Here is a 13489-nt window from a genome sequence, read left to right as displayed (position 1 = left end):
ATTAGGTTTATAGTACATCTTATTCCTAGGGCTATGATTACAAATACCGAATTAGAACTGAAAGGGAATCAGTTTCCTACCCACCTCGTTTCTTACGAAAAAAACATAGATACTTTAGAATTCAAATCAGACAACGGTGTAGCACTTCAACTCACCATAGTCAGAGACAGTGTACTGCGATTTCGCTATGCCACCGATTCTAATTTCGAAAACGACTTTTCTTATGCCATTACAAAATATGCGAGCACAGGCTATAACCATCTGGATATTAAGGAAACCAAAGATTTATTTATAGTTACCACCTCGAAACTTATTTGCGAACTGGATAAAAGCGATTTAAAAATTAAAATTTACGACTCTAAAGATAACAGCTTAATCAATCAGGACGAATTAGGTTTTCACTGGGAAGAAAGCTACGAAAAAGGCGGTAATATTGTAAAAATGAGTAAAATCTCGCATGATGGTGAATGTTACTATGGCCTTGGAGATAAATCGGAACATTTAAACCTTAAAGGTAAACGCTTTGAGAACTGGGTAACCGACTCTTATGCCTACGGTAAAACCACCGACCCAATTTACAAGGCTATCCCCTTTTATACGGGACTTCATCACAATAAATCTTACGGTATTTTTTTCGATAACTCGTTCAGAACCTATTTTGATTTTGCTCATGAACGCAAAAACGTAACTAGTTTCTGGGCCAATGGTGGAGAAATGAATTACTATTTTATTTACGGTCCTAAAATGAATGATGTGGTTGCCAATTACACCGATTTAACCGGTAAACCTCATCAGTTACCAGCGCTTTGGTCTTTAGGGTATCATCAGTGCAAATGGAGCTATTACCCCGAACAAAAAGTTAAAGAAGTTGCTGAAAAATTCAGGGAACTCAGTATTCCCTGCGATGCCATTTATCTGGATATCGATTATATGGATGGTTTCCGGTGTTTCACCTGGAACAAGGAACATTTTCCCGATCCGAAACGCATGATAAAAGAGCTGTTAAACGAGGGCTTTAAAACCATCGTTATTATAGATCCGGGTATAAAAATAGATCCGCATTACAGAATTTTTCAGGAAGGTCTGGAAAACGATTATTTCTGCAAACGTGCCGACGGTCCGTATATGAAAGGAAAAGTGTGGCCAGGCTATTGCTATTTTCCAGACTTTACGAATAAAAAAGTAAGGGAATGGTGGTCAGATTTATTTAAAGAGTTAATTGAAGATTTAGGCGTTAAAGGCGTCTGGAACGATATGAACGAACCCGCCGTTATGGAAGTACCTAATAAAACATTCCCTGACGATGTACGCCACGATTACGACGGAAACCGATGCAGTCATAGAAAGGCCCATAATGTATACGGCATGCAAATGGCACGCGCCACGTATCAGGGCTTAAAGAAATTTGCTTACCCAAAGCGCCCGTTTGTTATTACGCGAGCAGCGTATTCAGGCACACAGCGCTATACTTCTACCTGGACGGGAGACAATACGGCTAGCTGGGAACATTTATGGATTGCCAATGTACAGGCACAACGCCTGGCTTTATCAGGCTATTCTTTTGTGGGGAGCGATATTGGAGGATTTTCAGAACACCCTAATGGTGAATTATATGCACGCTGGATGCAATTAGGCGTATTTCATCCGTTTTGCAGAACACATTCTTCAGGAGATCACGGCGAACAGGAACCCTGGATGTTTGGCGAAGAAGTAACTAATATAGTCCGATCTTTTATAGAACTACGATACCAGCTACTTCCCTATTTATACACAGCGTTCTGGCAATATATAGACGATGGTATACCGATTTTAAAATCCCTGGTATTATACGATCAGGAAGATTACCAGACCCAATACAGAACCGACGAATTTATTTTTGGTAACGATATTTTAGTCTGCCCTATTTTAGAACCAAATTCCAGAGGACGCCGTATGTACATGCCTCGCGGAAACTGGTATAACTACTGGACCAGAGAGCTTGTAGAAGGTGGTCGCGAACTCTGGGTAGATGTAAAACTGGAAACCATCCCAATATTTATAAAAGCCGGATCTGTAATACCAAAATACCCAATACAGCAGTATGTTGGTGAAAAAGAAATACACGAAATTACTTTAGAGGTGTATTTTAAAATGGGTAAGGAAACCTCGCTCCTTTTCGACGACGCTCACGATGGTTACGATTATACAAAAGGGCGTTACTGCCTGAGCAGATTTAATTTAAAAGGATCGGAATACGAGTTAATTATCCATCAGCATATCTCAGGAAAATTTATAACACCTTATACACGCTATAAATTAAAACTTATAGGTCTGCCCTTTGAAATTTCAAAAATTGAAATAGATAAAATTGAAATTAGTTTCGATGCCCTGAGTTTTTCAGAAACTCAGGAATTGATAATAGACAAGAATTTTACCGAAATTCATATTATGTAAAACTAACAATTTAAACTTTTTCCACATCGAAAGGTTTACCCAGATAAACCAGTTTAAATCCGGGTTCTACCTTGTGCTTTTCTTTGTTTATAGAGGAAATGATATCTAAAATACCTTTGTCATTCTTTATAAATAGCGGAATAATATCTTCATCATTATCTGTTATATTCATTAAACTAATAAAATGAGCCTTGTCTTTTAAATCCATTTCATGTATCGCCGGATATTTACGTGTAACTTCACTTAAAGACACGAAATCGTCGGTTTGAGAAAATAATCCTTCACGCGGAATTTTATCCGGATTACTCATTTCTTCCGAAGTTAATAATCGAAATGATCCGTTTTCTCCAAACTGCTTCCCAAATTTATTAATAGCATATTTATTAATATCAGAACTTCCTGTTAAAGCCATTAAATACCCAACATCATTCAGTTCGATGTTATCCATTAAAGTATCGGAATAAATATTGGTATTTAAAGCTTCCAGCCCTAATTCTTCACTTTTTTTAATATTTACCTGGTTACTATCAATTAAAACAACATGACGACCATTAGCTTCCAAATAATGTCCTATTAATCGCGATACTTTCGATGCACCTACAATTAAGATACCTTCAGATTTTTTAAGGAATACTCCAGCCACTTTAGCAAATAAACGCGCAGTAGTTGCATTTAATAATACCGTTCCTAAAACTATCATAAATACCAAAGGTGTAATGTATTCGGCATCTGCTACTCCATCTTTTGCAAGTTTTAAACCAAATAACGAGGCAATACCAGCTGCCACAATACCACGTGGTCCTACCCAGCTTATAAACAGTTTTTCTCTGAATTTTAAAGACGATTTATACGTACTTAAAAATACAGCCAAAGGTCTAATTAAAAACACCACAATTAAAAATAATACCAGTGTATTCCAATTGTAGATAAGCAATAAATCACTCATATTGATATTTGCAGCCAGTAGAATAAAGAGAATGGAAATTAACAGTACACTTAAAGATTCCTTGAAGTATAACAACTCTTTAAGATACGGCGATTTGGAATTTCCTAAAACCATTCCCATAACCACTACTGCTAATAGTCCGGATTCGTGAGCAAAGGAATCTGATAAAACAAAAACACCTAAAACAGAGGCCAGAGCAAACACATTAAGTAAATAATGCGGAATCCATTTTTTGTTAATTATGGTATTTAAAGCATGAGCAAAAGTAAATCCAAACGTAAACCCGAATAATACAATTTTACCAAATTCTATAAAGGCACGTTTAGTGAACTCTCCACCGGCATCTACACTAATAAACTCAAAGACAAGTACCGCAATTAAAGCTCCGATAGGATCAATTAAAATACCTTCCCATTTAAGTACTGCAGAGACATCCTTACTTAAGGGAATGTTTCTTAAAATTGGTGTAATTACCGTAGGACCAGTAACAATAATTAATGACGAAAATAAAAAGGAAATTTCCCAGCTTAAATAGAACGTATATCGCGCTGCTATTGCTGCACCAAAAAAAGTAACGGCAGCCCCCAGAGTAATCAACTTGGTTATAGAAGGCGCCACATTTTTAATTTCACTTAATTTTAGTGTTAATCCACCTTCAAAAAGAATAATACTAATGGCTAAAGACACAAAATAGAACAAACTTTCTCCTGGAAACAGCCCTTCGCGCTCATTCCAGATGGGTTCTATCCACTTACTGCCATCTTCAGAAAAAAATTCGGCAGCAATGGGTCCAACAAGTAACCCAATAAGAATCAGGGGTAAAATAGCTGGTATTTTAAACTTCCAGGCTACCCATTGTGCTAATATTCCTAAAATAATAATTCCTGCGAGTTCTAACATGCATTGGTTTTTCAGTTGTTGAATATAAAAAAGATTTACACAATTTATTAACCACAACAGTTTTTAATGTTAAAAAAGAGCCAATAAAAATTAGGAAAACCCTTTAAATACCTTACTATTTTTAACTTTGTGTACGCATTAAGCTAATATTATGAAATTATACCCCATAGAAACAGGCAATTTTAAGCTGGATGGCGGTGCTATGTTTGGTGTTGTACCCAAAACCATATGGCAAAAAACCAATCCTGCCGATGCTAACAATTTAATAGATATCGCAGCCCGGAGTTTACTTATAGAAGATGGCAATCGCCTTATTCTAATCGATACCGGAATGGGTAATAAGCAATCTGACAAATTTTTTAGTTATTACTCCCTCTGGGGAGATCATTCTATAGTCAGGTCTTTAAAGCAATACGGATTTCACCGCGACGATATTACCGATGTGTTTATGACGCATTTACATTTTGACCATTGCGGGGGTAGTGTCCAATGGAATAAAGACAGAACCGGTTACGAGCCAGCATTTAAAAATGCCAAATTCTGGACAAATTCCAAACACTGGGAGTGGGCCACACAACCAAACAGACGGGAAAAAGCCTCTTTTTTAAAAGAAAATTTATTACCTATGGAGGAGTCTGGTCAGCTTTCTTTTACAGCATTATCTGATACTGATTTAATTACAAATTGCGAACTGGGATTTGATATTTTCCTGGCTGACGGGCATACCGAAAAGCAAATGATTCCACTTATAAAATATAAAGACAATACCATTGCTTTTATGGCCGATTTATTGCCAACGGTTGGCCATTTACCTTTACCCTACGTTATGGGCTACGATACCAGACCTTTATTAACTCTGGACGAGAAAGAAAAATTCCTTAATATAGCTGCCGATAATAATTATTATTTATTTTTGGAACACGACGCTCATAACGAAATCATTACGGTACAACATACCGAAAAGGGTGTTCGCTTAAAGGACATATACACTTGTAACGACATTTTAAACTAACATTTTATACATATACTTACACATGAATATTATTAAGCCAATTTTTTTATCTGCTTTGGCAGCAACTGTATTAACCAGCTGCGGGGGCGGGGCAAAAGTACTATCAACTCCTATCGAAAATATTGATAGTTCTCCATTAAAAGTTTCAGATTTAACAGAACAACAACAACACACCTGGGGACATTTAGACCTTGTAAAAGACACTATTCCAGGAATGAGTGTTGATAAAGCGTATACCGAAATCCTTAAAGGCGATACAGGAAAAACTGTAATTGTAGCCGTTATCGATTCAGGAATTGATATTGAACACGAAGATCTTGACGGTGTAATCTGGACCAATGAAAAAGAAATTCCTGGTAACGGAATTGACGATGATAAAAACGGTTATGTAGACGATATTCACGGATGGAATTTCCTTGGAGATACTTACGACGAGCAATTGGAATACGTAAGACTATTAGCTAGCGGAGATACTTCTAATCCAGACTACGCCAGAGCTCAAAAAGAGTACGACGAAGAATTCCAAAAATTCACAAACTACAAAACACAGTACGAAAAAATTCTTCAGCAATTAAAAAATGCAGACGACGCTATTGCAAAAAGCCTTAACAAATCTACCTATACTGTAGAAGATTTAAAAGGTATTAATACCGATGGAAACGACGAATTAAAACAATCTGTAGCTGTAGCACAATACATCTTAAATTTAGGTTTTAAAGATAATAATGCAGCCAAAGAAGATTTAAACAATGGTTTAGAAAGTATTTCAGAGCGTTTAAACTTCAACTTAAACAAAGATTTTAAAGGCCGTAAAACCGGAGATAACCCAGACGATTTAACCGATGTTGGTTACGGTAATGGTAATGTATTACCTATGAAAAAATCAGAAAGCCACGGTACTCACGTAACCGGTATTATTGCTGCAGAACGCAACAATGGTTTAGGTGTTAACGGTGTGGCTAATAATGTGAAAATTATGAGTTTAAGAGCCGTTCCAAATGGCGATGAGTACGATAAAGACATAGCTTTAGCTATTCGTTATGCAGTAGATAACGGTGCTCAAATTATCAATGGTAGTTTTGGTAAATACTACTCGCCGCACAGCGACTGGGTAAGAGATGCAATTACTTACGCCAGCAAGCATGACGTATTATTTGTAAATGCTGCGGGTAACGAAGGTTTAGATTTGGACAAAAAAGCATGTTACCCTAACGATCAGGTAGACAACGGACCAGAAGTAGGAGATACTTTTATTACAGTTGGTGCTTTAGCACCTAAATACGGACCGGAAATGGTTGCCGGTTTCTCAAACTACGGAAAAATAAATGTAGATGTATTTGCTCCTGGAGCAAAAATCTATTCTACAACACCAGAAAGCGAATACGATACTAAAGGTGGTACTTCTATGGCAGCACCTGCTGTAGCCGGCGTAGCAGCTTTAATTCGCTCGCAATATCCAAAATTATCTGCAGCTCAAGTAAAACAGGTTTTAATGGATTCTGGTTTACCAATTAATACTAATGTCATTGTTGGAGGAGATGCAGAGGATAAAAGACCATTTGCCGATTTATCTAAATCTACAAAAATGGTAAATGCGTACAATGCCTTAATTTTAGCATCACAGACCAAGTAAAATAATTAATCCTTAAAAAACCTCATCAAATGTTTTGATGAGGTTTTTTATTTTAAATCAATCACTGAATGAAAAAACTCGCTTCTTCCTTACTAATTCTCGGCTTAGTATTTACATCCTGTAAATCTTCCGATGTAACTACCGCAAACACAAAATCCGATCCAACGTACTGGCAACAACATGTAGATTACAACATGACTATTGATATGGATGTAAATACCTATCAGTATCAAGGTGTTCAAAAACTGGTATATACCAATAATTCACCAGATGTTTTAACTCATGTGTATTACCATTTATTTTTAAATGCCTTCCAGCCGGGAAGTGAAATGGATGCGCGCCTGCAAAGTATAGAAGATCCGGATTCACGAATGATGAGCAATGGTGTTAGCAGAATAAGCACCTTAAAACCAAATGAAATTGGCTATATAAAAGTAAATAGCTTAAAACAGGACGGCACGCCAATAAACTACGAAACTGTTGGAACTATTTTAGAGGTTAAATTAAATAAACCTATCCAACCGGGAGAAAAAGTAACTTTTGATATGAATTACGATGCACAGATTCCATTACAAATTCGTCGTTCAGGTAGAAATAATACTGAGGGTGTTGCTCTTTCTATGACGCAATGGTACCCAAAATTAGCCGAATATGACTTTGAAGGCTGGCACGCAGATCCATACTTAGGAAGAGAATTCCATGGTGTTTGGGGTAATTTTGATGTTACTATCAATATCGATAAAAACTACACCATAGGAGGTTCTGGTTATCTTCAAAATCCTAATGAAATTGGTCACGGCTACGAAACAGGAACAGTTAAAACTACCGATAGTGATAAATTATCATGGCATTTTGTAGCTCCAAATGTTCACGATTTTACCTGGGCTGCAGATCCCGATTATATTCATGATACGCTTCAGGTTCCAGATGGACCTTTGTTACATTTCTTCTATAAAAACAATCCGGATATTTTAGATAACTGGAAAAAGTTACAACCAAAAACTGCAGAATTAATGCAGTATTACAGTACAAAAGTAGGGAAGTACCCATACAAACAATACTCTGTAATTCAAGGTGGCGACGGCGGTATGGAATATGCCATGTGTACGCTTATTACCGGCGAACGTAAACTAGGAAGTTTAATTGGTGTTACTGCTCACGAAATGGCACATACCTGGTTCCAGTTTTTATTAGCTTCTAATGAATCCAAACACGAATGGATGGATGAAGGATTTACTAGTTATATCAGTGATCAAGCCATGAATTCAATCATGAACGAGAATAAAGATAACCCATCTGCAAACGCATATAAAGGCTATTTTTATTTAGTAAAATCAGGAAAAGAACAACCACAAAGTACACATGCCGATCGTTATGACTGTAATATGGCATATGGTATTGCTGCTTATAGTAAAGGAGAAGTCTTTTTATCGCAGTTAGGTTATGTCATCGGTGAAGATAATTTAAAGAAAACGCTTAAAAAATATTTCAATGATTTCTCTTTTAAACATCCAAGACCAATAGATGTTATCAGATCTGCAGAAAAAGTAAGTGGTTTAGAACTGGACTGGTATTTAACCGACTGGACACAGACAACAAACACTATAGATTACGGAATTAAATCGGTGGAAGGTACAGGAAGCAATACTACAGTAACTTTGGAGCGCATTGGTTTAATGCCTATGCCTTTAGATATAGAAGTTACCTATACCAACGGTAATAAGGAACAGTTATATATTCCGTTAACGATGATGCGTGGAGAAAAACCTGAAACCGGAACTAGAACACAATTAAAAGACTGGGCCTGGGCTTACCCAACTTATACCTTTAGCATTGCCAATAGCAAGGAAAACATCAAATTTATAGAGATTGATTCTAAAGGTTTAATGGCTGATATTGATAGAGAAAACAATCTTTACAGCAAGTAATTTATTACTTTAACCCTATAATTTATAACGCATGTCTTTACTTTTGTAAAAAACATGCGTTATTTTTATATAAAATTATATCCTAATGAATTTTAATTCAGCCTTATACACCGATTTATATCAGCTGGCTATGGGACAGGCCTATTTTTTAAAAGGCAAACACGAAACCACAGCGACATTCGATTATTTCTTCAGAAAAACACCTTTTGACGGCGGCTATGTCTTGTTTTGTGGATTAGAAGAAGTACTAGACTGGCTGGAACAGGTGTCCTTTTCCGAAACAGATCTTGAATATTTAAAGGCTGAAAATTTTAATCCGGAATTTATTGAATACCTTAAAACCTTTAAATTCAAGGGAGAGATACAAAGTGTTTCTGAAGGTGAAATTGTATTTCCTTTTAGTCCCATTTTAAGTGTTACCGGTACCATTTTAGAATGCCAGATTATTGAAACTTTTGTATTAAACAGCCTGAATTTTCAATCCTTAATTGCAACCAAAGCCAGTAGGATAAGATATATAGCTGGGGAAGAAAAAAGCCTTGCCGAATTTGGGTTACGACGCGCACAGGGTTATGCGGGCATTCAGGCGTCCCGATCGGCTTTTATAGGTGGTTTTAATTATACTTCCAACGTTTTGGCAGGGAAAACCTTTAACATTCCTGTTTCGGGAACTATGGCCCATGCTTATATTCAGAGTTACGACGATGAACTTACAGCCTTTAGAGATTTTGCTGAAACGCGTCCTGTAAATTGCGTGTTACTGGTAGATACTTATGACACTTTAAAAAGTGGAGTTCCTAATGCCATTACAGTAGCAAAAGAAATGGAACAACGTGGAGAAAAATTATTAGGTATACGATTAGACAGCGGTGATTTGGCTTATTTATCTAAAGCAGCCAGAAAACAATTGGATGCTGCAGGTTTACCTGAAGTAAAAATTGCAGCTTCTAACCAATTAGATGAACATGTTATTAGAAGTTTAAAAGAACAACAGGCCAAAATTGATATTTATGGTGTTGGTACTAATTTGGTAGTGGGTAAATTAAATGGTGCCTTAGACGGTGTTTATAAACTTTGCAGTTTTAATAATACCCCAAGAATTAAGATTTCAGAAAATTTAAAAAAGATGAATTTTCCAGGAAAAAAACAAGTCTACAGATATCTGAATGAAGACGGACAATACATTGCAGATGCTATTACTTTACAAACTTTGAAAGCTCCAAGAATTATGTCCCATCCGTTTGAACCCCATAAACGTATGCCGGTAGAAGGCGCAGGGGTAAAACCTTTATTACAGGATGTTATGCGAAATGGAAAACGTGTACACGCTAAAAAATCACCAGACGAAATTGCAAAACTGGCAAAACAAAATCTGGAAAATTTACCAATGGAACACAAACGTTTTTCAAATCCGCATGTTTACAAAGTAGGACTAAGTCCGGAACTGGAAGCTTTACGCTATCAACTAAAAAAAGATAAACTAAACGGCTAATGAAAGCTTTAATTCTAGTAGATATTCAGAACGATTTTTTACCTGGCGGTGCCTTAGCTGTCCCTTTTGGTAATGAAATACTTCCTGTTGTTAATACCATACAAAACAAATTCGATCTGGTTGTAGCCTCTCAGGACTGGCATCCTGAAGATCATGCCAGTTTTGCGAGTAATTACAAAAATAAAGTACCTTTTGATGTAATATCCTTAGGTGAAACCCAACAGGTTTTATGGCCGGATCACTGTATACAGGGTTCTGATGGCGCAGCCTTTTCTAAAGACTTAAAAACTGAAAATATTTCGGCTATTTTTAGAAAAGGCATGAATAAAAATATAGACAGTTACAGTGCATTTTTCGACAATGATTATTCACAACATACAGGATTAGAGGCTTATTTAAAAAGTATGGATATTACTGATGTTTACGTTTGTGGTTTAGCTGCCGACTATTGCGTATATTTCACCGCAAAAGATGCTAAACAAACCGGATTTAATACCTATTACATTACCGATGCTACACGATACATAGATGAAGATTCGTTTAAAAGTGCTTTAAAAGACCTAAAAGAAAACGGAGTACATCTGGTTACAAGTGTAGAGATTTAATATATGAAACAAACCTACAACAAAGCTGAAAAGCTAAAGAGTAAAATTTTAATAGAACAGCTATTTACCGAAGGCAAATCGGTTTCCAGTTATCCCTTGCGTCTGGTATATTTAGAATCCAGTTTTCAAGAGGATATTAGGTTTAAAACGGGCGTATCTGTAAGTAAGCGCCAGTTTAAACTTGCTGTTGACAGAAACAGAATAAAACGATTGTTACGAGAAGCCTACCGCTTAAATAAAAACACGCATTTTAACAACTTATCTACACAATATGCGTTTATGATTTTGTATTTTGGTAAAGAGATGCCCGATTACGCATTTATAGAACGCAAAATGAATCGCTTATTTAGTAAGTTCTCACAGGCTATTGCTAAAGAATAAAAATTTTTAGCCTAAAATTGCATGACCCACAAAAACATGTCTCTACATGAAAACATTAGTTAAGAAAAAGGTTTTAATTCCGGTAGTTGCCGTGGTATTATTTGTATCGACCACAGCATTTCAAAATGATTTCTTCGAAATCGCTAAACAGATAGAAATTTTTACGACCCTGTTTAAGGAACTTAACATGAATTATGTTGATGAAACCAATCCTGGCGATTTAATGGATACTGCCATTAAAAGCATGTTAAACGATCTGGATCCATATACTGTATTTATGAATGAGCAAGATGTTGAAGCTGCCAGAATAAACAATACAGGCGATTATATAGGCATAGGGGCACGTGTAAAAACACTAAAAGATAAATTAATAATAGTGGAGCCTTATAAAGATTATCCAGCCGATAAAGCCGGTTTAAAAGCGGGAGATGAAATTATTAAAATAGGGAATATCCAGTTAGAAAATTATAAAGAAAACAAAGGTGATTTATTAAAAGGATCGCCGGGTACAACTGTAGAGGTTACTTATAAACGTCAGGGAAAAACAAAAACGGCAACTATAAACAGGGCAGAGGTAGAAATAAATGCAGTACCACATTTTTCTATGGTAAATGAAACCACGGGGTACATTGTTTTAAGTCAGTTTAACAGTAAAGCATCTTCCCAAACCGCTTACGCCGTAAAAGATTTAAAAGCCCAGGGTGCAAAAAGTATAATTTTAGATTTAAGAGATAATCCAGGGGGATTATTACACGAAGCCGTAAACACGGTTAATTTATTTGTACCTAAAGGGCAACTGGTTGTAACTACAAAATCCAAGGTTAAAAAATTTAATAAAACCTATTACACTCAAAAAGAACCTTTAGACACCGAAATTCCATTAATTGTTATTATAAACGGAAGAAGTGCTTCTGCCAGTGAAATTGTTTCCGGTACTTTACAGGATCTGGATCGTGCCGTAATTGTAGGTTCCAGAAGTTTTGGTAAAGGTTTAGTACAGCGCCCTAAACAACTAACTTATGGTACGCAGTTAAAAGTAACCATTTCCAGATATTACACGCCTTCCGGACGTTGTATACAAGCTTTAGATTACACCCACAGAGACGAAAAAGGCGATGCCGTACGTATTTCTAAAGACAACTATCACGAATTTAAAACCAGAAACGGAAGACCAGTTTACGATGGTGGAGGGGTATTACCGGATGAACAACTGGAAACTTCAAAAAATTCGGCGATTACCTCAGCTATACTGCATGAAGATTTAATTTTTGATTACGCTACCAAGTACTATTACAATCATGAAAATACATCGGACATCATGAATTTTAAATTTACTGATGCTGATTTTTTAGATTTTAAATCCTTTTTAAAATCTAACGACTTTTCATTCGAAACCGAAACCGAAAAAGCACTGGCTAAAGCTTATGAAAGTGCAGAAAAGGAGGATTTAGACGATAAAATACAAAAGGATTACAATACCTTAATTACGCATTTAAATGATTCTAAAATTAAAGGAATCGATGAAAATAAAGAGCAATTATCCAGTTTATTAACCTCAGAAATTGTTAGACGTTATGCCTATAGAGAAGGGCTGTACGACTATTATAAAATACACAACCCTGAGATAAAACGTTCTACAGAGATATTAAGCAACCCTACAACCTACAGCAAATTTTTTGTTATAAATTAATTAGCTTTTAAGCATCGCTATATGTGGAATACCATCTTCTAAATAAGACTCGGAGATGGTTTTAAATCCTAAATTATTATAAAAGGATTCCAGGTATTTTTGTGCTGAAATTTTAATTATAGCTTCGTTAAACTGCTCACTAATGGCTTGAATTGAAGCATTCATAATGTCGTAACCGTATTTATGCATGCGTTGAGAGGCTTTAACAAGAACGCGACCAATACTTGCATTTTCAAAATAATCGCCTGGTTTAAATAACCGGGTATAAGCTATTAACACGCCATTTTTATAGCCCAATACATGTATAGCTTTTGCATCTTTACCATCTATATCCTGATATATACATTCCTGTTCTACCACAAAAACTTCACTTCGTAATTGTAAAATCTCATACAATTCTGTAGTTGTTAATTCATCAAAAAATTTAATAGTAATATCCAGCATAATAAAAAAGGAACAAATGTAAAGC

10 protein-coding genes are annotated in these 13489 nt (G+C 36.0%); 8 read left to right on the top strand and 2 right to left on the bottom strand.

The genetic code is table 11. From position 1 onward, the window contains the following. Positions 1–33: 33 nt before the first annotated feature. Entirely contained in the window at positions 34–2433 is a 2400-nt protein-coding gene (locus I3217_RS13115; protein WP_435050216.1) for a glycoside hydrolase family 31 protein, read from the top strand. A gap of 10 nt (positions 2434–2443) precedes the next feature. Here I3217_RS13115 and I3217_RS13110 read toward each other — a convergent pair whose 3' ends face one another. Continuing rightward, entirely contained in the window at positions 2444–4279 is a 1836-nt protein-coding gene (locus tag I3217_RS13110) for a cation:proton antiporter (protein WP_435050215.1), read from the bottom strand. Positions 4280–4430: 151 nt separating this feature from the next. On the opposite strand from I3217_RS13110, the gene I3217_RS13105 reads away from it, so the two are divergent. From I3217_RS13105 to I3217_RS13075, 7 genes are all read left to right on the top strand, one after another. After that, entirely contained in the window at positions 4431–5291 is an 861-nt protein-coding gene (locus I3217_RS13105) for an MBL fold metallo-hydrolase (RefSeq protein ID WP_435050214.1), read from the top strand. Positions 5292–5313: 22 nt separating this feature from the next. Then, complete coding sequence (locus tag I3217_RS13100) at positions 5314–6924, top strand: S8 family peptidase (protein ID WP_435050213.1); 1611 nt, start codon at positions 5314–5316, stop codon at positions 6922–6924. A 68-nt stretch (positions 6925–6992) separates the two neighbouring features. Next, a complete protein-coding gene (locus I3217_RS13095; RefSeq protein ID WP_435050212.1) occupies positions 6993–8852 on the top strand; it encodes a M1 family metallopeptidase in 1860 nt (619 codons plus the stop codon). A gap of 85 nt (positions 8853–8937) precedes the next feature. After that, positions 8938–10344 carry a nicotinate phosphoribosyltransferase gene (locus I3217_RS13090; protein ID WP_435050211.1) on the top strand — a complete coding sequence of 469 codons (1407 nt, stop codon included), beginning with the start codon at positions 8938–8940 and terminating at the stop codon, positions 10342–10344. Then, the gene (gene pncA, locus I3217_RS13085; protein WP_435050210.1) at positions 10344–10949 is read left to right on the top strand and encodes a bifunctional nicotinamidase/pyrazinamidase; all 606 of its coding nucleotides are present in this window, start codon (positions 10344–10346) and stop codon (positions 10947–10949) included. The genes I3217_RS13090 and pncA overlap by 1 nt, the downstream gene beginning before the upstream one ends. A gap of 3 nt (positions 10950–10952) precedes the next feature. After that, positions 10953–11330: a ribonuclease P protein component gene (gene rnpA, locus I3217_RS13080; protein ID WP_435050209.1), complete on the top strand. Its 378-nt coding sequence runs from the start codon at positions 10953–10955 to the stop codon at positions 11328–11330. A gap of 46 nt (positions 11331–11376) precedes the next feature. Continuing rightward, on the top strand, positions 11377–13020 hold the full coding sequence (locus I3217_RS13075; RefSeq protein WP_435050208.1) for a S41 family peptidase: 1644 nt from the start codon (positions 11377–11379) through the stop codon (positions 13018–13020). On the opposite strand, the gene I3217_RS13070 is transcribed toward I3217_RS13075, so the two are convergent. Continuing rightward, complete coding sequence (locus tag I3217_RS13070; protein WP_435050207.1) at positions 13021–13464, bottom strand: GNAT family N-acetyltransferase; 444 nt, start codon at positions 13462–13464, stop codon at positions 13021–13023. It abuts the gene before it with no gap. Positions 13465–13489: the final 25 nt, after the last annotated feature.

The sequence above is a fragment of the Formosa sp. S-31 genome (assembly GCF_051172795.1).
In the GTDB taxonomy this organism is placed as follows: domain Bacteria; phylum Bacteroidota; class Bacteroidia; order Flavobacteriales; family Flavobacteriaceae; genus Formosa.
This window is presented reverse-complemented; position numbering and strand designations above follow the sequence as displayed.